General features: G+C 39.7%; 20 protein-coding genes. 11 read left to right on the top strand and 9 right to left on the bottom strand.

What is annotated here, in order from left to right; translation table 11 throughout:
- Positions 1 to 17: 17 nt before the first annotated feature.
- Entirely contained in the window at positions 18 to 1,349 is a 1,332-nt protein-coding gene (locus PQ461_RS13370; RefSeq protein ID WP_274206026.1) for a putative sensor domain DACNV-containing protein, read from the bottom strand.
- Between the two features lie 225 nt (positions 1,350 to 1,574).
- On the opposite strand from PQ461_RS13370, the gene PQ461_RS13365 reads away from it, so the two are divergent.
- Complete coding sequence (locus PQ461_RS13365; protein ID WP_274206025.1) at positions 1,575 to 2,126, top strand: lipocalin family protein; 552 nt, start codon at positions 1,575 to 1,577, stop codon at positions 2,124 to 2,126.
- 4 nt (positions 2,127 to 2,130) lie between these two features.
- On the opposite strand, the gene PQ461_RS13360 is transcribed toward PQ461_RS13365, so the two are convergent.
- Positions 2,131 to 3,843, bottom strand: a complete 1,713-nt coding sequence (locus PQ461_RS13360; RefSeq protein WP_274206024.1) for a tetratricopeptide repeat-containing sensor histidine kinase — start codon at positions 3,841 to 3,843, stop codon at positions 2,131 to 2,133.
- A gap of 243 nt (positions 3,844 to 4,086) precedes the next feature.
- Between PQ461_RS13360 and PQ461_RS13355 the strand changes: the two genes are divergently transcribed.
- Positions 4,087 to 6,090 carry an ATP-binding protein gene (locus tag PQ461_RS13355; RefSeq protein ID WP_274206023.1) on the top strand — a complete coding sequence of 668 codons (2,004 nt, stop codon included), beginning with the start codon at positions 4,087 to 4,089 and terminating at the stop codon, positions 6,088 to 6,090.
- Positions 6,091 to 6,113: 23 nt separating this feature from the next.
- Here PQ461_RS13355 and PQ461_RS13350 read toward each other — a convergent pair whose 3' ends face one another.
- From PQ461_RS13350 to PQ461_RS13335, 4 genes are all read right to left on the bottom strand, one after another.
- Complete coding sequence (locus PQ461_RS13350) at positions 6,114 to 6,473, bottom strand: response regulator (RefSeq protein ID WP_274206022.1); 360 nt, start codon at positions 6,471 to 6,473, stop codon at positions 6,114 to 6,116.
- Between the two features lie 6 nt (positions 6,474 to 6,479).
- On the bottom strand, positions 6,480 to 8,015 hold the full coding sequence (locus tag PQ461_RS13345) for a PAS domain-containing protein (protein WP_274206021.1): 1,536 nt from the start codon (positions 8,013 to 8,015) through the stop codon (positions 6,480 to 6,482).
- A gap of 143 nt (positions 8,016 to 8,158) precedes the next feature.
- Positions 8,159 to 8,620, bottom strand: coding sequence for a hypothetical protein (locus tag PQ461_RS13340; protein ID WP_274206020.1), 462 nt, complete (start codon positions 8,618 to 8,620; stop codon positions 8,159 to 8,161).
- Between the two features lie 47 nt (positions 8,621 to 8,667).
- Positions 8,668 to 10,650 carry an ATP-binding protein gene (locus PQ461_RS13335; protein WP_274206019.1) on the bottom strand — a complete coding sequence of 661 codons (1,983 nt, stop codon included), beginning with the start codon at positions 10,648 to 10,650 and terminating at the stop codon, positions 8,668 to 8,670.
- Between the two features lie 507 nt (positions 10,651 to 11,157).
- Between PQ461_RS13335 and PQ461_RS13330 the strand changes: the two genes are divergently transcribed.
- Positions 11,158 to 11,553, top strand: coding sequence for a hypothetical protein (locus PQ461_RS13330; RefSeq protein WP_274206018.1), 396 nt, complete (start codon positions 11,158 to 11,160; stop codon positions 11,551 to 11,553).
- Positions 11,554 to 11,630: 77 nt separating this feature from the next.
- Here the strand turns inward: PQ461_RS13330 and PQ461_RS13325 are convergent, their stop codons facing one another.
- Complete coding sequence (locus tag PQ461_RS13325) at positions 11,631 to 12,659, bottom strand: phytanoyl-CoA dioxygenase family protein (protein ID WP_274206017.1); 1,029 nt, start codon at positions 12,657 to 12,659, stop codon at positions 11,631 to 11,633.
- A 135-nt stretch (positions 12,660 to 12,794) separates the two neighbouring features.
- On the opposite strand from PQ461_RS13325, the gene PQ461_RS13320 reads away from it, so the two are divergent.
- Together PQ461_RS13320 and PQ461_RS13315 are read left to right on the top strand one after the other, a co-directional pair.
- Positions 12,795 to 13,499, top strand: a complete 705-nt coding sequence (locus PQ461_RS13320; protein ID WP_274206016.1) for a methyltransferase domain-containing protein — start codon at positions 12,795 to 12,797, stop codon at positions 13,497 to 13,499.
- 37 nt (positions 13,500 to 13,536) lie between these two features.
- Entirely contained in the window at positions 13,537 to 15,222 is a 1,686-nt protein-coding gene (locus PQ461_RS13315) for a carbamoyltransferase family protein (protein WP_274206015.1), read from the top strand.
- Position 15,223: 1 nt separating this feature from the next.
- Here PQ461_RS13315 and porV read toward each other — a convergent pair whose 3' ends face one another.
- Complete coding sequence (gene porV / locus PQ461_RS13310; RefSeq protein ID WP_274206014.1) at positions 15,224 to 16,378, bottom strand: type IX secretion system outer membrane channel protein PorV; 1,155 nt, start codon at positions 16,376 to 16,378, stop codon at positions 15,224 to 15,226.
- Positions 16,379 to 16,622: 244 nt separating this feature from the next.
- On the opposite strand from porV, the gene PQ461_RS13305 reads away from it, so the two are divergent.
- The 3 genes from PQ461_RS13305 to PQ461_RS13295 are packed head-to-tail and all read left to right on the top strand — an operon-like array spanning position 16,623 to position 19,746.
- Positions 16,623 to 17,333, top strand: a complete 711-nt coding sequence (locus PQ461_RS13305; protein ID WP_274206013.1) for a glycosyltransferase family 2 protein — start codon at positions 16,623 to 16,625, stop codon at positions 17,331 to 17,333.
- A 4-nt stretch (positions 17,334 to 17,337) separates the two neighbouring features.
- A complete protein-coding gene (locus PQ461_RS13300) occupies positions 17,338 to 17,688 on the top strand; it encodes a DUF2304 domain-containing protein (protein ID WP_274206012.1) in 351 nt (116 codons plus the stop codon).
- Positions 17,689 to 17,703: 15 nt separating this feature from the next.
- The gene (locus PQ461_RS13295) at positions 17,704 to 19,746 is read left to right on the top strand and encodes a tetratricopeptide repeat protein (RefSeq protein WP_274206011.1); all 2,043 of its coding nucleotides are present in this window, start codon (positions 17,704 to 17,706) and stop codon (positions 19,744 to 19,746) included.
- A 35-nt stretch (positions 19,747 to 19,781) separates the two neighbouring features.
- Here the strand turns inward: PQ461_RS13295 and PQ461_RS13290 are convergent, their stop codons facing one another.
- Complete coding sequence (locus PQ461_RS13290; protein ID WP_274206010.1) at positions 19,782 to 20,573, bottom strand: glycosyltransferase family 2 protein; 792 nt, start codon at positions 20,571 to 20,573, stop codon at positions 19,782 to 19,784.
- A gap of 203 nt (positions 20,574 to 20,776) precedes the next feature.
- On the opposite strand from PQ461_RS13290, the gene PQ461_RS13285 reads away from it, so the two are divergent.
- The 3 genes from PQ461_RS13285 to PQ461_RS13275 are packed head-to-tail and all read left to right on the top strand — an operon-like array spanning position 20,777 to position 23,479.
- The gene (locus tag PQ461_RS13285) at positions 20,777 to 21,451 is read left to right on the top strand and encodes a Fe2+-dependent dioxygenase (protein WP_274206009.1); all 675 of its coding nucleotides are present in this window, start codon (positions 20,777 to 20,779) and stop codon (positions 21,449 to 21,451) included.
- A 7-nt stretch (positions 21,452 to 21,458) separates the two neighbouring features.
- Positions 21,459 to 22,559, top strand: coding sequence for an ABC transporter substrate-binding protein (locus PQ461_RS13280; RefSeq protein WP_274206008.1), 1,101 nt, complete (start codon positions 21,459 to 21,461; stop codon positions 22,557 to 22,559).
- The gene (locus tag PQ461_RS13275; protein ID WP_274206007.1) at positions 22,556 to 23,479 is read left to right on the top strand and encodes a methionyl-tRNA formyltransferase; all 924 of its coding nucleotides are present in this window, start codon (positions 22,556 to 22,558) and stop codon (positions 23,477 to 23,479) included. The genes PQ461_RS13280 and PQ461_RS13275 overlap by 4 nt, the downstream gene beginning before the upstream one ends.
- Positions 23,480 to 23,499 lie beyond the last annotated feature (20 nt).

Below are 23,499 nucleotides of genomic sequence, written 5' to 3'. Positions count from 1 at the left end.
TATATTTGAAGGTTCTACTAGTACGCCTTCTTTGATTTTCTGCTTTTTATAAATTGCTGTGTTTTAATGTTCTCCCACATAATCAGTTTATCCTCAATCCGGTAAAATGCTCTTATGTCGCCATCTTGTGATACAACAAGGCCAAGGCTGCCGGGGTGGTTCCAGCAATAACCGATCATGGAGCGGTGGCGGGTACCGAAATGATTTGGGTCGGCAGGGATCAATGATTTTGGCGTTGCGGTTGCTGTGGGTGATACAAATATCTTTTTGGGCATTTTCTTAGCCTTTAGCACGCCACCAAACCCCTTTGATACCATTTCGGGATCAAAGATCAGTACGCCATCCACACAAGTATGCGATGCAAGGAATGATATACAACCTTTAATTTCATCAGCTATTTTTTGCCTTGAAAATAAGGAGCGCGATTCTTCCTGATACCAATCCTTCACAATAGACTTTTTACCTGCAGCCAGGTGGTCTTCTATCAGCGCTTCGGCCACATAATTATTAATAATTTCACGGGCGTATTTGGTAACTGCTATCTTCAGCCTGTCGTAATTAACCTTGTATTTAACGTCTATATCTTCTTCATTTCCGGTAATCAGGATACCACCGCCATGATGGTAGTTTTGCACCCTGAGCAATAATCTCGATAAGGTTTGTATCCAAAGGCCGTCTGCAAATGTTTCCCAGTCTTCAAAATCTTCTTCAGGATGCTCGGTAGCCAGAAACGTTCTTAATTCTGCTTTCAAATGCCCGGCATTGGCTTTCAAAATTTTAGACACAGGCCCGATGGTGAATACGTCGAGGTAGCGAGAGATTAATACATTCTGTTTAAGCGTAGCCAGCAGTTCGTAATCAAATAGCACATCTAAAGTACCAATATCATTAACCACCACCTGAAATAAGCCGGGCTGCTCAGAACCCGAATCAGATTCGTAGTTTAAAAAGCTTTGATAATGAATAGCCTGGTCTATCATGCCCCATACATACAACTTTCCCTCTAAATCATAATATACCGCAAGCGATGTGGTAGATGGATCTGATGCTTTGGATAATTTTACCAGGTTTTTGATCGATAACTCGATATGTGTATTAAAGCGTATCACACTCCAGCGTTCGTCAACTACTTTTTTTGGCGGCCTTGGGTCGGGGTTTTCGGGATCTATCAGCGTAACCGTTACCCGAATCAAATCACTTTCTTCGGTCCGCATGCTGGCAAAGAAAACGCATTCAAAAAGATCTTCCAACACAGGCAACGATGGTATAGGAAGCGATAATTTGCTGTGCGTTAATTTTTTAAGGACATGTAGTGCCAGATCTTTAGGTTTTGCGTTTGCTATGGACATGATTTCCTTATCTAAGCGGGTTTATTATCATACGGAACCAAGTATGCAGGCGGATTTATTTTACATCAAATGTTTTTTATACACTACCGCTATAAATGATAAATAGGGAGCTGATCCATAACAATCCCTCATTAAGTTTGTTTAATTAATACAGGTTTGCTGCACAGTGGTTTAGTAGATCAGGTAATTTAAAAGTTCTGTTTAAAACACGGGATAAGATATATAATGAAGAACAAATTATATTTATTGGCAGGGCTTGCCGGCGCTGCCGCAATTGCAGTAAGCTTAAGCTCATGCGTTTCAATTCCTCACGGTGCGAAAGCAGTATCGCCGTTTAATCAACAAAAATACCTGGGTACATGGTATGAGATTGCCCGCATGGATTTCAAATTTGAGAAGGGCCTTGAACGTGTTACGGCCACTTATACTTTAAACGATGACCGTTCTATCCGCGTTAAAAACAGGGGATATAAAACTAAAGATCAGGAATGGAAGCAAAGTATTGGCAAGGCTAAATTAGTAGGCGACCCTACAGAAGGCAGGCTTAAGGTTTCGTTTTTCGGGCCGTTCTATGCAGGCTATAACGTCATAGCCATTGATCCTGATTATAAGTATGCCTTGATTGCCGGTAATAACTTAAAATACTTATGGCTTTTATCGCGAGAGAAGACCATGCCAGATTATATTAAGCAAAGATATCTGGCACACGCTAAAGCGCTTGGTTATGATACCGAAAAGCTGGTGTGGACAGATCAACATGCGGATGGAAACGATTAAATAATTATAATGTATCAGGATATTCGGTTTTAAATCTAAGTGTGAAAGCAGTGCCCACGCCGGGTGCTGTTTCACCCGATATTTCAACATCATTTTTGGCAGCAAACTCTTTTACTAATTGCAAGCCCAGGCCAATGCCTTTCTCATAAAAAGTGCCGTAGGTAGAATTGCGTTTTGCAGCAAAAGATAAATGTTGTTCAAGTTCTTCTTGCTGCATACCAACCCCGTTGTCTTTAATGGTTAAATCAATATAAGTATTGCATATAGTGTAACCAATTTTAATTATCCCATTCTCCCCGGTAAATTTAATGGCATTAGCAAGCAAGTTCTGGATCATTATCCTTACCTGATCTGCATCGCAAAATACCTGTGGCAAATCTTCTGTGCAATGCTCAATTGTAATGTTCTTTCTTTTTGCTGGTGCAGAAAGCACGCTGATAATCTTATTTATTTTTTCGGGTAAATGAATATATACAGGGTTATAAGTTGAGCCATTAAGTTGGTTGCCCGCCCAAACCAGCAAGCTATCGAGCATCCACGAAGAGGATGTAAGCTGCTCGGCCAATTGGTTTGTCAGCATCACTAATTCTTCAGCATTCAGGTCGCCTGATTTAAAAAGGTCGAGTGTGTTCTGTAAAACAGCAAACGGGCTTCGCAAATCATGCCCAATGATAGAAAGTAATTTATCTTTATGATGATTTAATTTATTAAGCCCATTGTTTTGCTGTTCAAAAAGTTTATTTTGAGTAATGGCGGCTTTATTTATGGCCATGAGCGAACGGTTGTATCTGGCTGTTTTTATGCTGCGCTTAAATATAAGTATAGCAATAAGGCTCAAAAGTGTTATTAGTACCAATATTATAGCTATTATCAGCCGATCTATTTTACGTTTTTGGGCTGATATATGAATTTCCTTCAGCAGGTTATCGTTCTCAATTGATTTTTCTTTTAAAAACAAACTATTAATCTCATTGTCTTTTTTTGAGTTAAAAATGCTGTCGCTATAGGTTTTGTAATTTAAAAGGCGTTGATATGCTTTTTTGGTATCGCCCATAGCCCAATAAGCTTTATGTGCAAGTTCCAGCGCCTGTACAGCATCCCATTTGGTTTCTGTTTTTTCAGCATAGGTAAATGCCTTGTCTGAAAATAACCCCGCCACTCGATATTGTTTTTGGCTGTACCTTATTTTAGCCAGGCCCGTATACGCAAAACTATTTTCCCAGTCACTTTGAAAAGCCTTATCGTTAATCACAGACATAAACTCTTTTTCAGCTGCCTTAAGGTGGCCTTGTTCCCGGTAATAATCGGCAAGGTGATTTTTACCCATAGCTATTAAATTGAGATATTTGTAGCGGTTACTAATTTCAAGTGATTTTTTTATATTGACTACTGCTGAATCAAGCATATGGAGTTGAGACTGTGCAAGGCTAATGTTCAATAGGTTTGCAGCAAGTCCGTGCGTATTGTTTAAAACCCTGTTAATGTTTTCTGCGTCCTTAAAATATTTCAGCGATGTTTTTACTTGCCCCTGTGCAAGGTAGACCAAGCCTATAATGTTACCAGCATTGGCTATTGTTGGCTGATCAAGATGCTGACTGCTTAAGCGATAAACCTCCAGCGCTTTTTCGAGGGATTTAGGGTAGTTGCCCTGATTGTAATTTTCTTTGGCTTCGGTAAGCTTACTTTCATAATTGGCGCTTTTGGCTGGCTGGGCCATGGCGGAGCTAAAATCAGTTATAATTGAAGTTATAATAAGGCATACTAAGTAAAGCTTACGTATAAAAACTGCCATTAATGTTTAGAATAGATCAAGCTATGATAATCGCTTGTCAATAATACTATTAAATAAGTAGTTATCTAAAACAATTCATATACCTTTTATAAGTAGCATATACAACCTGTTTGTTTAAGCAGGTAAATAAATTATAGTTAATTTTATCCATCTGTTCAGTTGTAATTTATGCCATTTTCAAATCACCGTCTTAGCGACAAATTGTTGCTTGACATACTTTCTCACTCTAAAGAAGCCACAACTGTGTACATTAGCGAGGAGTTGCATATAGGCTTTGTAAATGAGTCGATGTTAAAGTTGTGGCATAAAGATATTTCAATTCTATATCAGCGCCTAACTGATGTAGCCCCGGAGTTTGCCTCATTTGCCCCAATCCTTAAACATGTTTGGGAAAACGGCGAGCTTTACATAGCAGAAGATACACCAGCAAATATTGATGTTGATGGTATATTGGTTGAACGGTTTTTTGACTTTGAGTACCGCCCTGTTTTAAATGAAGAGGGGAGCGTTTATGCAATTATAAATACGGCAATAGACGTTACCGAGCGTATGGCTGCCGTACGAAACCTAAAGTCTAAAGCTGCACATGAAGAAGCGCTGAAAGAAGAGCTGATTGCATCAAACCGTAAACTGTTTAAGGTACAGGAGCAGCTTTCGGAAACCAATATCGATTTGCAAATTTTAGTTGACCAGCTCACAGAGAATGAAGAGTTTCTACAACGTTTTATTATGCAGGCCCCGGCTGGGTTAACTTTGCTAAAAGGAGAAGAACTTGTTTATAGCATATTGAACCCCAAGTACCAGGAGTTAATGCCTGGACGTAAACTTGAGGGCCGTTCTATATTTGAAGCCTTGCCAGAACTGGTTGGTACTGTTGTACAGGATATGTTATACAATGTATATCATAACGGTGCTTCTTATAACATGACAGATTCTCTCGTCCCCTTATCAGAGTATGAGTACGGGCCAACTGTAGAACGATATTTCACTTTCAATTTTACACCCTGGAAAAATAAAGAAGGCTTAATTGACGGCGTATTAAACCTGGTTTATGAAGTGACAGATCAGGTTAAATCAAGGCAAGAAATCGCTAACCTGAATGATCAGCTATACAAGGTAAATACGCAGCTGAATATGGCTACCCGGTCGGCACGCATAGGTACCTGGTTTATTGAGCCCGAAACCAAGGCCTTAACTTATAATACGGTGTTAGCTGAAATTTTTGGTTATGAAGGCAGTGAGCCCATGACCTATGATCAGGCTATAGCCCAGGTAATGCCCGATTACCGTGAATATCTTGTGAAAGAAATTGAACGTGCGATAAATGGAGGTGGATTTTATGACGTGATTTATCAGCAAAAGCGTTTTAATGATGATAAGGTGATCTGGTTAAGGTCAACAGGGCAAATCTCACGTTTTAATGACGACGAGGTCTCATTTTCGGGAGTGGTACAAGACATTAGCCGCCAGCGTTTAGAGGAAGAGCGAAAAGATGCTTTTATTGGAATGGTTAGCCATGAGTTAAAAACCCCGCTTACATCATTACAGGGCTATCTGCAGATATTAAGTGGTTATGCCGCTAAAATACAAAATGATTTTGCCGGTAATGTGCTTGAAAAAGCTAATAAACAGATCAGTAAAATGACCCGGATGATTAATGGCTTTCTTAATGTATCGCGGTTAGACTCGGGTAAGATATACATTGACAGGGAACCGTTTAACATGGTTGATTTGCTGCATGAAACAGAGGAAGAGAGCAGAACATCATTTACCCAAAACGAGTTATTGTTTTTAGCAGAAACCCCCGCATTTGTAAATGCAGATAAAGACAAAATAGGGCAGGTATTAACAAATCTTATCAGTAACTCGGTAAAATATTCTCCATCGGGCAGCACCATAATCATCTCCTGTGTAATTGATGGGGCGGATGTTCTGGTTACCGTAAAAGATGAGGGCATTGGTATTGCACCTGTGGATATTGACAAGTTGTTTGACAGGTATTACCGCGTAGAAAGCCATGCCATGAAATCAATAGCAGGCTTTGGCATAGGCCTATATCTCTGTAAAGAGATTATAGAACAGCATAAGGGCACTATTGGCGTAAACAGTTCGCCAAATAATGGCAGCGAGTTCTGGTTCAGGCTTCCACTATATCATCCTGATGCAGATTAATAATACATCCGTTGTTGCAAAGTTTATGCGCTAAGCTTTTCAACTTCTACCAGAAAATCAGTGAGATCAAAGGGTTTTGATAGATATGAACTTGCAGATACTGCCTTAGCAATCTCTTCACCATCGCGGCTTGCCGACATAATCATAATGGGAAGGTTCTTATAATCAGGTGTTGATCTCAGCTTAATTGCAATCTGATCTCCGGATAATACGGGCATCCAAAGATCTAAAATTAGCATATCAGGATGCTCCTGTTTAATGCAGTCAAAAATTTTCAAACTGTTTTTTACTGTTAAAACTTCATATCCATCGCCATCAAGTACCATTTCAAGCATTTCTAATATGCCTTCATCATCATCACAGATGAGTATTTTTTTCTTCATGTTTGTTTAGTTAATGGGTAAGGTAAAGTTGAAGGTAGATCCCTTGCCATATTCACTGTTTACCCATAGGCTGCCGCCATGATTTTTAATGATCTGCTCGCAGATATAAAGTCCGATTCCCATGCCGGGAAAGTTTTTCTGAGTTTCTGTTGAGCGATAAAAACGCTCGAATATCTTTTTCTGATCGGCAGGGCTTATACCCAACCCGTAGTCGGTTACCGAGAATTTGATGTAGTTACTTACAACAGCCAGGTACACATCAATATGATCAGCCTCAGGCGAGTATTTCAAAGCATTTGATAACAGGTTACTTACCACCTGGCTTAACTGTGATTCGTCGCCATTATAAATAATGCCTGTTTTACCGTTTAAAATAATTTTGTGTTTAGAAGAAGCTGCCTGCAAGCTTTCAATGGTTTCATTTACCATATGGTCAAAGTAAAATGGCTCACGCACCAGCGTGATATTGCCGGTTTGTATCCTTGAAACCTCTAACAGCTCTTTGATCAGATTATTTAGTTTATCGGCGTGCTTCGCTGTCTTTTTAATAATGTCTTTTAGCTTATCGCTTGATTCGGGCGGAAGCAAACGCTCCATAATCTGTATGTAACCCTTTATGGTAGTTAGCGGGGTTTTTAACTCGTGGCTGGCTACAGATAAGAAATCATCTTTTCGCTGCTCTATGGCACGGCGCTCAGTGATATCTTCAATGGCTAATAATATGCGGTCTTTATATTCGCCTTCCAGCTCAATACGGTGGGCGTTAAGCAACATTAGCTTTTTGCCAATATGAGGGAAGTTATGCTCTACCTCAAAATCAAGAACTGGGTTATTGGTTGGCAATATTTTTTCAAGAAGTTCTCTTAACCTGGGTATATTCCACTGCCCGTTTCCAAGGTCGTACAGGCTTTTATGCTCGGTTTCAGACCGGCCTACTTTAAATGTATTTAAAAAATGCTGATTTACACTAATTACCTGCAGATCGGGGTCAAGTACAAGCAGGCTCTCTCTTACGGTTTGCACTATACTTTCCAGGTATTCGCGGCTTACGTTAAGTTCGGCAGTGCGCTCAACAATTTGTCTTTCACGGCTCTCTTTTTCCTGGCGTAAATCATCTTCTGCTTTTCTACGGCGGGTAACATCATGCTGTACACCAACAAAGTGGGTTACATTACCTTCTGCCGATTTTATTGGCGAAACATATAACTCGTTCCAGAAAAGTTCACCGTCTTTACGGTAATTTCTTATTTCTACACTAACACTTTCGCCATTTTTTATTGCATCCCTTATTTGTTGCCTTTGTATCTGTTCCCTGTCGTCTGCCTGCAAAAACCTACAATTATGTCCAATTATATCCCTGCGGTTGTAACCGGTCATAACTTCAAATGATTTGTTGCAATAAATAATCGGATTATCAGGAAGCTGGTTATCTGTAATGATAATGCCAGATACACTTGAATCTAATGCCGCTTTAATAAGCGTGAGGTTAACTGCGCTATCGCTATCGAATGGTAATTGGTATGCCGTAGATGTTTTTTCCATATTTGACAAGTGTGTCCTAAGCTAAGTTTAGGAAGTAATGATTGCCAAACCGCTTTAATTGCAATTAGTTAGCAAATAATGTTCCAACATCATATTATTTAGTTCTTCGGGCCGCAATTCAGTAAATAGGTTGATGCTAATGCTTATTTATTAAGGGTTGTTTTGATACGGGTAAAAAAATCAAACTCTTCAGTGGTAAGCCTGTCTAAGAAAATAACCATCCTGCGTTTATCTTTTGCTACTAAATACACCCCGTTGTTACGCAGATCTATTTTTTTAATCCAATTCCAGCCTTTGATTTCAATTTCTCCGGTAGCCAGGTGATCTACGGCGACACTATCTTCATCAAACACCAAATTGGCATTTAAGGGTTTCTTTTTTGCAAGTAGCATTGCACTTAGGTAGTAAAGCGATAATGCAATGATCGAGATGCATGCAAAGTAAATAGCCGCAGATAATGGTTTGCTGTAATTAGATATGGGCTGAAAGTAAGCGATTACTATACAGGCCGCAAGATAAATCCATAAACTTCTGCTAAAAAATATATATAATTTAGCCCTGAACATTGTATCTACAGTTGATCTTACCGGTTTAACAACTTTCATATCAATAATCTTTACAAACTTTCTTAACGGGCTAAGGCCTTGTTTGTTTATAATGCAGGCAGGGTGAACCAAAAAGTGCTGCCTTTTCCTAATACACTTTCTACACCAATTTTACCACCGTGGCGTTCAATAATTTCTTTACACAGATAAAGTCCTATTCCAAATCCCTTAACGGTTTTCATTTGCTCGCTCTCTACCCGGTAAAACCTTTCAAAAACGTGCTGTTGGTCATTTTCGCTAATTCCCATTCCGTTATCTGTTACGCTTACCTGTACTAATTTTTGATGCGTAACACAGGCAACATGTATCTCGCTACCAGAAGGTGAATATTTTACGGCATTGTTGATCAGGTTAATTATTACCTGGCGTGTTTTATCGCAATCAGCATTTACAAGGGTATGTTCAACGGGTTTAAATATGACCCGGTGCGTGGTAATGGTGGCTATCGATTCTTCCTCGGCTTCTTTTACCAGCTCGGCCATGTCAAATGTTTGATACTCTATCTTTATTTTCCCTTCGCCAATACGCGCTATGTCTAAAAAACCACTAATTAGTTTAGCCATGCGGTCGGCCTGTAGCTTTGATTTGCTTGCAATTTCATAAATAGAAGGGTCGGACAACTTTTTTGCCTTTAACTGGAGTACCTGCGCATAACCGCTGATAGAGGTTATGGGCGTACGCAGCTCATGGCTTACAATACCGATAAAGTCATTCTTGCGCTGTTCTTCTTCTTTTTGCCGGGTAATATCCAATAGTGTTCCTGAAAATAATTGCCCTGCGCCATCTGTAGCAGCAAAAATTTTACCTGTGGCCCTTACCCAGCGGCGCTGGTCGCCGGCTGAAAGCAGAATAGGGTATTCAATATTGTATGGAGCGCCCTCTTCCAGGGCAGATGTAATTGCCGACATTACCTTGTCGCGGTGGCTCTGATCAATAATTTCAACAGCTCGTTCAAGCGTAATCTGTTCTGCTGGTTTAAAGCCGAACATTTCTTTAGAACGTTCAGAGAGTACCAGCTCATTTGTTTGCGGAACTATATACCAGGTACCCAACTTGGCTGAATCGAGCGCCAGGCGCAATTGTTCTTCTGCTTGTTCAATCTTTAGTCTGCCTTTAACAACTTCTGTTACATCAAGGGCCGTATTTAGTATCCCCCAGATATTTCCGTTAGGTGTTTTGAGCGGTGTAAAGGCGTAGCTATAATAAAATTCTTTATAAACACCCTGATGGAGGTAAGTCATCCGTTCATTATCATATCTTAACGCTACACCACTTTTGTATACGCCAAGCATGGTTGTTGGAAAGTCAAGCCCGGCTAATTCGGGCAGCGCTTCTGCAAACGCCTTCCCGAATACCTCATCAGTTTTATCCCAGGCCTGCAGCATCAGTTCGTTCGCAAACTTTATGGTCATATTTTCACCAACGTGCAGCGCCATCGCCATGGGCGTGTATTTGATTACCTCACGGGCCTCGTTTTCCTGTATAAATTGTTCGTTCCGCAACTCATTAATCTCATTGTTGGCCTTTCTAAGCTCTACTACCTTTTTGCGCAACTCCAGCTTATCCATTACCTGCCTCGAAAGTATTTGTAAAGATTTGAGCTGCATGTCAGATAACGTTCTTTTCTTGTTATCTATCAGGCATAAAGATCCAAGTGTATAACCATCCTGGCTGGTTAAAGGTACACCGGCATAGAAAACAATGTGAGGATCGCCGGTAACTAACGGGTTATGTTTAAAACGATCATCTATACGGGCATCTTCAACAATAAAAACGTCATTAGTAGCTACCGTGTATGCACAAAAAGAGTGGGCCCTGTCTGTTTGGCGGACGCTTAAACCTCTAACAGATTTAAACCATTGGCGGCTGCTGTCAACAAAGCTGATCAACCCAATAGGGAAGCCACAAATATTAGTGGCCAGTTCGGTAATATCATCAAAATCCTGTTCGGTTGCCGTATCTAAAATATCGTATGACTCAAGTGCAGATAGTCGCTTCTGTTCATTCAGTAATTCTTGATTTTTAGGCATCAGGATCGGCAAGTATAAGAGGAAAAATTTTTAAACTTTAAAAACCGCATTTAAAACGCTGTTTAATAAACTTTATGAACACCGATACAGTCATATTGTTTAATGTATAACAGAAACTACTTCTTAAATATTAAGATGCTAATTAACGATATTGAAATTTATAATGATTTACATAGGTAATATATTAATCGTTATCGTCGTTATACCACACTATTCTTGTCTTGTTGCATTTTCCGCACCAGTATTTTTTTAACGGAAGAAAAAATAATATTTTCTTCAAAAAGAAGCCTCTGGGTAAACGTTCAGTATACTCGCGCTTACATTTTGGGCAAATTGGAGGGGGCATTTATGGGGGCGTTTAAATAGGTGCGTAATTTACTTGTTACATATTAAGAATGTATGAACAAATAATATATTTTAATAAATAAATATTTTTTAAATTTTATTAAACCTTTTAAACCGGATAGTGTCTTTTCAGTAATAATTAATACTCAATACATCCAAATTATGAAAAAGACACTACTACTGTTCTTCTGTGCAATTGCGCTTGTTATTACCTCATGCAAAAAGGAATACATCAATCAAAACAATAATCAGACTATTCAATTCACCACCACTAATTCAAGCTGGATCACATCAGACGGTGGAGTGAATTATTCTACCAGTCTTACCGTTCCTGAAATTGACAAATATTTTAATGACCACGGCGGTGTTTTGGTTTACATTTCATTTGATGGTGGTCAGAACTATGATCAGGTACCTGAAGTTTACCAAGGCGTTTCTTACAGCTACCAGCATACAGTAGGAGGGATTGTGTTAGGTGCGCAGGCTTACAATAGCACAAATGCAATTAGTAACCCCGGTAGTACTGTAATTAAAGTTGTGTTAGTTGACTCTAACTAAATTAAAGAAGTAAAAGCTTAATAAAATGCCCGGTAAAGATGATTTACCGGGCATTTTAGTTTAATTGGTAGTGATATTTATATCCAAACTTCCTGATCCTGGTGGTCTATCTGGTGATAAGTAATATACTGAACAAAACGTGGTTTTGATGAAGTGTTGGGGCTGCTGCCATGTGGCAATGCCTGCTGCCAAATAATTAAATCACCGGCTTCTGCTGCTATGGGTTTACTGCCAAGCGCATGCAGGTTTTGTCGTCTTGGATTAGCACCCGGAGGCAATGATTTAATCCAATCTTCAACGCGGTGCTGAAAGCCAGGCACAAGTGTGAAAGCCCCTTGATTAGCTGCAACATCATTAAGATAAAGTATGCCCTGTAAATCATAAGGAACAGGCAATTGCAGGCTGCAATCCCAATGGAGGTCTGGCCCCTGAAACTTGTAAAACTCTGTTTCAGGCGGATTAAAACCAACCCGGTCTGCAGATACCCATATATCGGTTCGTTGCCAAAGCTGTTCAAATACCTGTCTTATTTTATCCGAGTACCTGTTTTTTATAAGTATTGGGTGTTGAAAAAGCTGTACCATAATCCCCTGGCGCGAATCATTTTTAGTATACCACGTATCCGGATCGTTTTTATCCACCCCGATGTGATTACATATCACGTCTACAGAAATTTCGCAATCCTGTTTTGGTATGGCATTTTTTATAATAAGGTATCCGTTTTCGTTCCAGAAATCTAATTCGGCGGCTGATAGTACGGATGGAACAGGACGAGTTCCCTTGGGCCTGTTTTCCTGGAAAGTAGCATTGAAGCGAGCCACTTCGCTTTCTATGGGCATACCGGCTGTGGCAATTATCCAGTCTTCAAACTCATCAAACGTAAGCCCGTTGTTACCCAGATATTTGTAGGTTTGTTCAAGGCCTAATCCTAAAATATACAGACATATCTTGTCCAGTGTTGACTCGTTAGGATGCTTACTGGAGTAAAGGTTTTTTGCCCTGAATGAACTCTTATACCAGAATCTTTTCAGTTGCATGATACCCAGCTTACCCATTTCGGTAGACGCGGGCATTGTATCAGTGATCGTTGATAGGTCGGTTGTCATTGATAAAGTTTATAATTATTAAATTTATGCAGAATAATTATAATCCGCATAGATTTGCTATTTTTTATAATTTAAACGCACAATTATTCTTTATTTTTATCTTCGCTATTGCACCAATTTTCGTAACCTTATTACATGGCCGATTTAAAATATACGCCCGTCGAAAAAATTTCTGTTCATAAAACCGTATCCCGTATTCAATATATAAAAGCTGCCTGTAATGGGAAGAATGTATTAGACCTGGGTTGTTATGATGAAACTGCTTTAATAAAAAGACATTCAGTTGAGTATTTATTCGATGAAATATCTTCCGTTTCAAAAACGCACATTGGTGTAGACAATTCACCGGCCCTGCCAAAAGAGGGCTTGATATTAAATGAGCGTGAAAAGATATTATTCGGGGATATCTATGATCTTGAAGATCTGGACATTAATTTTAACGCAATTGACATTATTATTGCCGGCGAACTGATTGAGCATTTACCAGATACCCTGAAGTTTTTTTTAAGCCTTAAAAAATCTTTCGCGGGTAAACGTTTAATATGTTCCACACCAAATACCACATCCTTTTCAAATATATTGCTTTCCTTTTTCTCACGCGAGTCTGCTCATCAGGATCACTTGCAGGTATATTCTTATAAAACCCTTAACACGCTTTGTCAGCGAAGCGGCTTTAACAGCTGGCACATAGTGCCCTATCATGTAAAGTTCAGTGAAATGATCATGAATTCGGCCGGTGTAAAGAGAAAAGTAGTTAGCGCATGCGAAACTGTTGTTAATGGAATTGAGAAAGTCTTTCCAATGACGGCCGGTGGCTACATCATTGATGTAACATTGTAGAATAATTCCTATACATCACTTTTAATCGCGCTTAACAATGAGTAAGTACATTTTAGGTACAGGCCTCTCACATAATGGTTCTACCTGTATCTTAAAAGACGGGAAAATCATAGTAGCCATTGAAAAGGAGCGGCTTACTCGCTTAAAGCATGATGGCGGTAATGATTATCTTACCGTACAGTACTGCCTTGATGCAGCCGGAATAACCGTTAAAGACCTTGACCTTATTGTACAAGCCGCCAACTTTGAAATAGATATTTCGCCTGCCAGGTATTTAGGCCGGCGTTATTTTGATGAGGATATTCAGATACCTGTTATCACCATATCTCATCACCTGGCGCATGCCTGGAGCGCCGCCGCCATGTCTCCTTTTGAAACCTGTAATATCATGGTGATTGACGGCGCAGGCAGCCCTTATCAGCAATGCAAGGATCTGGATGGCGCCTATATCCCAGATGAATCCCTGTTGCATGGAATGTATTGCGAAAAAGATAGCTTTTACCATTTTGATGGCCAAAAGCTATCGACGTTGTACAAGGATTTTTCTGAGATGAGGCTTTACGACGATAGCAATGCCTTAAAATTACCCACTACTTATCACTCTATAGGCGGTTTATACAGTGCAGCAAGTAACTACTGCTTTGGAAATATGGATGATGCCGGTAAACTAATGGGATTAGCTCCGTATGGAAAAGAAGTGTACGATCAGCCATTATTTAAACTTGAAAATGGTAGGGTAGAGGTGTTATATGATAACCTCAATGGGGTATTTACAAATCCTGCTGCAAATTATAAAGCGTTTAAGGCGAATTTTACTCATTACGCAGCTATTGCCCGCTGGGTACAAAAAGAAACTGAGAAAGCCATTTGTTATTTGTTTAGCGATCGTGCAATCAAATATCCGCACCAAAATATGGCGTATGCCGGCGGAGTAGCCTTAAACGCTGTTGCTAACCGCAAGCTGCTAAACACGCCCGGCATAAAAAATTTATACATGCAACCTGCTTCTGGTGATAACGGGCTCGCCCTTGGTTGCGCTTATTATGGCTGGTATGCTGTATTGGGGAATAAGAAAGTGCCGCTTTCGGGTACATCTTTCTTTGGGAAAACATATCATGCTTCGCACATAAAAGAAGCTATTGATTTATACCAACAGCAACACACCGTTAAGCTAAACTATAAACAAACCAACGAATATGTAAAAGAAGGCGCCGCTTTGCTGGCGAACGGAAAGGTAATTGCATGGTTTCAGAAAGGAGCAGAGTTTGGGCCGCGGGCATTGGGCCATCGCAGTATACTTGCCGACCCACGTTTACCAAGTGTACAGCTGCATATTAACCAGAACATAAAATTCAGGGAAGATTTCAGGCCATTTGCGCCAGCTGTATTACACGAAGATGCGCCTGTTTATTTTGAAAATGGCGACGAAAGCCCTTATATGATCCTTATTGATCATATAAAACCCGAATGGCGTGAAAAACTAAGCGGCGTGGTGCATACAGACGGCACTTGCAGGGTACAAACGGTTACATCAGACTTGAACCCGGAATTTTATAGTTTAATAGCGGCTTTTAAAGCATTAACAGGCATAAGTGTATTGCTCAATACATCTTTCAATAAAAAAGGGATGCCAATAGTTGAAACCCCTTTTGAAGCTATAAGTATGTTGTTTGACGGTGCGTTGGACGCGCTGATCATCGAAGACTTTATTATCAGCAAATAGCTTATTTAAAATTGTAGTTAAGCGAAAACCGTAGTGTATTTGCCAAAGGGCTGTTTTGCTGGCTGGCCACTAAATATGAAAAATCAAAGTTAAAGCCCTTAACATTTAAGCCTGCACCTAAAGTAAGGTATTGCCTGTTACCTTTTGATGGCGCTTCATAAAAATAACCTGTTCTTAATGCGAAAATATGATTGTACATATATTCTACACCTGGTGAAAAGGCCACTTCTTTAATTTCTTCACTGAAGCCGCCCGGTGCATCTGTAAAAGAACCGAAAATGCCCGAAACCACAGAACGGTCGTCGTTTTTACCTTTAATAATGTTGCCGTTCTGATCTCTTAGAGGAGGGGTAGGCACCAGCAATTTATTAATATCAAAAGCAATGGTAAACTGGTTCATGTCGTCGAGCTTTATCATATCTGCAGCCCCAATTTTTAAATTGGTAGGCAGAAAGTAAGACTGTCCAACGCTGTAATAGCTCATTTTAGTGCCAATATTTGAGATGTTGGTACCAAAGGAGAATGTTCCCGTTGTACCAAATTGATCAATAGGCTTTCTGTAGTATAAAGAAACATCAGCAGCTACAGCGTTACCTGTTTTGCCATTTGCGCCATCGATACTTGCACCACTTCGTACAATGCTCGATCTGATATATCTCAATGATAAACTAAGTGAAAAATTAGGGCCAAATTTACGGGCATAAGCCGCATCTAAAGAAAGTTCGTTGGGATGGTAAGAACCCAGCGGGTTTTCATTATAGTCATAGGTACTAACCTCGCCCAGGTTAAAATAGCGTAAAGAGAATCCAATTGCGCTACGCTGGCCCACTTTTTGGCTGAAGTTAACATAACCCAGGTTAGCATCGGGTGTTATTCTGCGCATCCACGGACTATAAGAAAGCGAAATGTTTTTACCGTCCTCTAAAAAGGCAAGTGCCGAAGGGTTCCAGAAGGTGGCATACGTAGTTGGTTCAAGTGCTACGCCTGCATCACCCATGCCGCTTGAGCGCGCATCTGGTGCTATATTTAAAAATGGCACAGCTGTAAGTATGGCATTTGATTGGCTGCCGTTAGTATTTACACCACCGTTTAAAACCTGAGCTTTTAATGAAGTAGCAGAAAATAGAAGTGATAAGTATAAAACGGTTCTTTTCATTTACCGCGATTTAGGTTGATTAAATGTTAATTAATGAATTGTTATCAGTGTACCTGAAAATCATATAAATATATTAAGTTTTTTATATATCAATAAAATAAAATTGTTTTTATTCCGTTAAGGAAACTTTTTTCATTGTTAATCAGCCGATTAAAAAATATTAATTTTGAAGTAACCTTCTATATAAAGATTCCATTAAAATTTCTTTATTTTACCTTGTAATTATTGATCAACCTAAATTTTAATGGCAATAAAGGTACTAATTGTTATTCCCTGCTTTAACGAACAGGCTTCATTGCCAACGTTATTGAATGTATTGTACAATTCGCTTCCTGTAGAAAATTACCAGATTGATGTATTGGTTGTCAATGATTGCTCAACTGACGAAACCAAACTTATTGCTAAAAAAAACAAAGTAAATTTAATTGACCTTCCTGTTAACCTTGGCATAGGCGGCGCTGTACAAAGTGGACTTATTTATGCCCGTGAACATCATTATGATTTGGCTATACAAATGGATGGAGACGGGCAGCACCCACCGGCCGAGCTGAAAAAGTTATTAGACTGCCACCAAAAAACCGCAGCCAATATTGTGATCGGGTCGAGGTTTTTAAACAAACAAGGTTTCCAGTCTTCGGTATTACGCCGCATAGGTATCAGCTACTTTCATTGGCTTAACAAAGTTTTTACTGGTAAAAGTATTTATGACAGTACTTCTGGTTTCAGGCTTTTTGACTGTAAAGCATTAGCTTTAGCTTCAAAGTATTACCCGGATGATTATCCCGAGCCCGAATCGCTGGTTTTCTTTTCAAGGGCAGGTTTAACTATTAAAGAAACCGCAGTTAATATGATTGAGCGGCAGGGCGGTAAATCGTCTATCCGCAGCTTCGGCTCTTTATATTATTGTATTAAGGTTTCCATTGCCATGTTTTTTTCTGCTATACGTAAAATTTAAGCTTATGGGGCGTATTCAAATTATAACCATTGCAGCAAGTTTTCTTTTTTTATTATATATCTCGCGCTTAATTATTAAAGGCAGGCTTCGGGAAGAATACTCTATTGTATGGTGTATATGTACCATTATATTACTGATATTTTCTTTCTGGCGAAACGGGCTGGCAGTAATGTCTGAATTATTTGGCGTATATGAACCACCCAACCTGGTTTTTACGGCCAGTATTTTTGCAATTCTTATTTACCTGCTGCATTTAAGCGTGGTAGCCTCAAAATTACACAAGCAAAATAAGCAGATGGCCCAGCAGATAGCACTTTTAAAAAACGATATAGATAAACTGAAGAACGCGCAATAAACATTCTTTAATTAAATGAACACCAAAAAAAATATCATCATTATAGCTATAGCAGCCCTGGTAGTTTTAGTTGTTGCTTATTCTAATCATTTCAGAAACCAGTTTCACTTTGATGATTTTCATACCATTGTTGATAATACCTACATCCGCGATCTGAAAAATATACCCCACTATTTCAGTGATCCTAAAATGTTCAGCGCCAACCCCGATCACTGGGGCATGCGCGCGATAGTTACCACCACCCTTGCTATTGATTATAATCTTGGCGGCGGCTTAAATCCGTTGTTTTTTCAGTGGGATACCTTTTTGTGGTTCATTGGCTTATGTGTTTTACTGTACTTCACTTACAAAGCTTTGTTACAGAAAAGCTTTGATGTGCCCTGGCTGCAGTATTTGAGCATTATTGCCACCGTATGGTTTGGGTTACATAAAGTAAATGCCGAAACGTTAAATTATGTTATTGCCCGTTCAGATGTGCTTTCAACATTTTTTATCCTGTTATCATTCCTGATTTTTATAGTCTGGCCACAAAAGCGTAAATATGGCTATTACATTATTCCGGCGTTAATTGGTGTTTTTGCAAAAGAAACAGTGCCGGTGCTGATTATTATCTTATTCTTTTATTTGTTACTGATTGAAGCTGAACTGTCTGTTGCTGACCTTTTCAAATTAAAGAATTTTAAAACGGTTTGGAATGCCTTTGTAAAATTGCTTCCTGTAACAATAGCTGTTGCTGTAGTACAGTTATATACTTTATCAAAGGTGCCCTCCATACCGGGCATCACCAATCCGTTCGGTTATTATGTCCTTACACAGGCTTATGTCTGGCTGCACTATTTCATATCGTTCTTTTTGCCGATGAATTTAAGTGCCGACACCGACTGGACAGTGATTAAAAACCTGTTTGACGAACGTATTATAGCCGGACTTATTTTTGTTGCCGCTTTGGTAGTAGCTATCTTCAGAACATCAAAAAGCAAGGAAACGCGCGTAGTGTCTCTGGGGCTCATCTGGTTTGCAGCTTCGTTGCTGCCCACGTCACTTGCTCCATTTGCCGAAGTAACCAATGACCACCGGATGTTTTTTGCCTTTGTGGGTTTATCATTAAGCGTGGTAACTTATTTAGGGCACCTTATAAAAAAACATCAGGCAAAATTTTTGGCTAACCCATTATATAAAAACGGGTTAATAGGTGTTATTGTGCTGATCATGCTGCTGAACGCATACGGAGTTTATCAGCGTAATAAAGTATGGCGTACCGAAGAAACCTTATGGTATGATGTTACAGTAAAAAGTCCGCTAAATGGACGCGGACTGATGAACTATGCTATTACACAAATGGCAAAAGGTAATTTTACCGTTGCAAATGACTACCTGGAACGTGCAACACCATTAATGCCGTACTACTCTACACTTTATATTAATAAGGGTATTTTAAAAGGTGCTACAGGGCAGCCGGTATTAGCAGATGAGAATTTTAAAAAGGCAATTAGCCTGAGCCCCAATGATAACGAGGCGTATTCATTTTATGCCAGCTATCTGAATCGTGCCGGCCGTACTCCCGAAGCCAGGTTGATGGCAGAAAAAGCTTACAAACTCAACCCGTATTCAACCATGACATTGCAGACGTTGATGAGCATTTATAATCAGCTTGGACTTTGGGAAAACCTGAAACAGGCTGCGCTGAATACACTTAAACTATTGCCGGGCAACAAAGAGGCAACTGCTTATCTCGAAGCTTCAAAAACACATACTTATGTAGCACAAGCAGGTGTGGCCAATACTGCAAAACCCGATCTAACGCCACAGCAATACCTCGATCAAAGTTTAAGCTATTACAATACCGGAAACTATCAGAAATGTATAGAGGCTTGTTTAAACGCACTTCGCTTAAAACCCGATTATGCGGCAGCATATAATAATATTGGCGCGGCTTATAATCAATTGCATCAGTGGGATAAGGGGGCAGCGGCCTGTAAAAAGGCATTGGCTTTAGATCCGGGCAATAAACTTGCCGCAGGTAATTTGAACTGGGCGCTAAGCCATATGAAAAAATAGACTAAAAAACTTTTGGCTGGCATAAGCAAATGTTATCATATTGCATTTTGCTTGTGCCCGGCCGAATATATTTTAGCAAGCAAGTTGCCTGCATATTTCCCCCATATCATCCTGAAAATTATTTTTTCTTCCTGTTGGCGTTTTCCCATGCTTAATTGTGCGGTAGTTTCAGAATCAGGATGTACGCGGTGACCCACCAGTTTTTTAGCGGTATAAACAAATTTTCCTTTTTTCTGGGCAAGCTGATACCAGGCCAGCCAATCTAAAGCACAGGTAAAATGTGGCGAAAAATTAAAGTCAGGAAGTAGCTGTTTATTGATCATTACCGTTGGGCAGCAGATCGGGTCGCCAAACAGTAAGATAGATTTTTTTAAAAAACGCTTTTCTATGGCCGGCTTAATTAAGAAGGGTAAAAGCAGGGTGCGCTTTACAAACGCATTTAAAGAGTTGGGTTTTGGCTCATTATTAATAATGTCGTAGTAATTTGAAAAAGCAATAAGGGTATTTTTTGCCTCGCCGGCTACCATAGTTAAAAGTGTTTCTACATAATCAGGTTCATAAATATCATCCTGATGCGCTATGGTTACCCACGGTGTTGTGGCTTTAGATAAGGCAAAGTTCCAGTCAGCGGCAATTCCAAATGGGCCGGTGCTGTTAATAAAATAGGGCAGATCATATTGATTTGCAATGCTTTCAAGGCTGTGACTGGGAGTAGAAGTGGTAATAATGATCTTACTTTTTACTGTCTGCGCTTTTAACTGCTTTATGCAGGTTTCCAAGTAAGGCGACTGCTGGTATGCAGGTATAACAAAAGTGTGTTGCTCCATCAAATTCAGATAACGGCCAGGTTTGCAAATATAATTTTTGGTTACGTAATGTATGATAAAAAAAGATTACCGGACCCGGTAAAAAATTTCCAATTAAATGCTATGAAATTTAAACATAAGCTCTATTTTAGGCTAATAATCACACCAATTGATCTAAACCTTATTGTATGTTACTACTCGCCTGTTTAAACTAACCTATCTATATGTATACTTATATCAATGAACTGTTAACCGCTTCAGAGGTTGATCAGATAGCCGGGATAGTGACTAAAACTACATTTGTAAGTGGTGCTGCCACCGCGTCAGGCGCAGCTAAAAATGTAAAAAACAATGAGCAGTTACAGTTTAATGATGTTCAGCTGCAAAATATTAACCACATCATTCAAAATGCATTAGTAAAAAGCCCTTTGTTTAGGGAAGCAACTTTTGTACGCCATATACTGCCCTTTATGGTAAGCAGGTATTTACCCGGCATGGAATACGGCTGGCATGTAGATAGCCCGTTGATGAGCGGGGGCGGCGGCACTATACGCGCTGATCTGAGCATGACCATTTTTTTGACTGACCCTGCTGAATATGAAGGAGGCGAACTTGAAATTGAAAGCGATAGCGGGCTGCAGAAGTTTAAGCTGCCCAAGGGCCATGCTATTATTTACCCTACAACAAAGCTGCATCGTGTAGCCCCGGTAACACAAGGCTTAAGGTTGGTTGCTATAAGCTGGTTACAAAGCTTTGTAAAGGATACCGAGAAACGAGATATGCTATTTCAGCTTAAAGCCCTGCAGGAAATGTTAAATCAGCAGCAGCAGGGTTCACAGGTGCATTTATCCTCACAGCAGATATACAGTAATTTATTGCGGATGTTCTGCGAAGCTTAATAAAATAATGAGACAAATAAATATAGGTGTTTTAATTCCCAACTCAAGTATCTTCCCGATAGGGAAATCATTTGAAACGGGTTTAAAAGCAGCATTAAAACCGCTTCAGGAATTAGACATTGAAGTTGAACTATCAACTGAGTTTTCAGGGCAAAGCGGGTTGAGGCAATTAGGTGAAATATTCGACCGTTTTTTTAATTATCATAATTCAGATATCGTCACCGGGTTTATATCAAACAAAATAGCAGAAGATGTTTCCGAAAAATTTAAAGATAAACAACGGTCGCTGATTGTTAATAACATAGGCGGACAGATACCTGATATTAATAAACTGAGTGAAAATGTTTTTATCAATTCAGCACATCTATGGCGGCATGCCTGGAGTTTGGGGCATTACGGAGTGAAAAACCTGGGCAAAAGTGGTATGTATGTCAGCTCGGTTTACGATGCTGGTTACTCTTTTTCACAAATGTTCAGTATGGGGATGACCGCGGCTGATCCGGATTCGCAATGGTCATTTGCCGTAGGTAGTATGCCCCCAAACGGAAAGCTTACAGATATGGAGGTGATTTTACCGCATATAGAGAAGCAAAAGCCCGACTTTATTTTTGCAACATTTTGCGGTACCGAGACTCCTCTGTTTTTAAATGAATTTATGAAGCGGGGGCTGCATCATGATATTAAGATTTTAGGGTTGCCTTATCTTACCAGCCCGTTTTATGGGTTAGATGATGATGTCAATATTACTTCAACGCAATTATATCATCATGATCCTGAAATAACTACTGACAAGGTTTTCTATGAGTTAGGATGGCAAACAGGCGAAATGATTGTAAGCGTTGTGCCTGATGCAAAAGACAATGTTGAAATTCAGCAGAGATTAGCTGAATTAAAAAAGTGCTTTAATATAAATGGAGAGGGCGAATTGCTGGCCAGCAGTTTTGAAGAAAAAGTCACGCTTACTACAAATCATATTACTGATAGCGGGAAGCAGTTAACTACAACCACTTTATGTGAATATGAAAGCTATTACCCCACATCAGGTCAATTGCGCGATCTGTTTAAAGATCCGGTATTCAGCTGGTTAAACCCTTACCTGTGTATATGATGAGAATCTTGGCTTTATGTAATTCAGATTGGCTGGCTCTGCCTGCTATTAACCAGTTACACCAGCAAGGGGTACTGGCCGGCGTGTTGATACCCGCTAAATCAGCCGGCGTTTTGTTGCCTTCTATAAAAAAGTTGGGCATTTCTGAACAAGTCATTTTTAAAACAGATAAAAAGGATTTAGAGCAAAAGCTTGGCAGCGTCATACAAACCTTAACGCCCGATGTGGTAATGGTTTTCACCTTTCCATGGAAGATACCGGCCACGCTTCTGAATTTACCTGAAAAGGGTTTTATAAATTTTCATTTTGGGCTTTTACCTGCGTACAAGGGTACTGATCCTGTTTTCTGGCAACTTAAAAATGGCGAAACCAATGGTGGGATAAGCGTACATGTAATGACAGACGAGGTGGATGAAGGGCCATTGTTAATGGTGCAGCCGATGCCGGTCATCCCCGGGGAAACCTACGGAATACACTGTCAACGGCTGGGCATACTTGCAGGCCAGGTAATGGAAAAGGTTTTTAATGTGTTGAATAATCCTGAACGCACAATCATTAATAATCAGGGTGGGGAATTTTTAAGATCCCCTGCAATTGCAGAGCTTACCATTAATTGGCAAACACAAACTGCTGACGAAATTGAGCGGCTTGTAAACGCAGCAAATCCCAAATATGGCGGAGCAATTACCACCATAAGGCAAACGCAGGTGCAGATACTGGAGGTTGCCATGGCTGATCTTAATTCGCCGGTGCAAAACGCCCCGGGTACTATAGTTTATGCCGATGCGGTATATGGTTTAATAGTAGCTTGTATCAATAATCAGCACCTGCAATTACGTATCGTTAATTTACCCGAAGGCTATATATCTGGTATTAAATTATTTAATATGGGATTTAAACCTGGTGAAATATTTAATTGACGAGTGAAATAAAAACGTTA

The sequence above is a fragment of the Mucilaginibacter sp. KACC 22063 genome (assembly GCF_028736115.1).
Taxonomy (GTDB): Bacteria; Bacteroidota; Bacteroidia; order Sphingobacteriales; family Sphingobacteriaceae; genus Mucilaginibacter.
The sequence above is the reverse complement of the archived record's forward strand: the minus strand, read 5'-3'. Positions and strand labels throughout refer to the sequence as shown.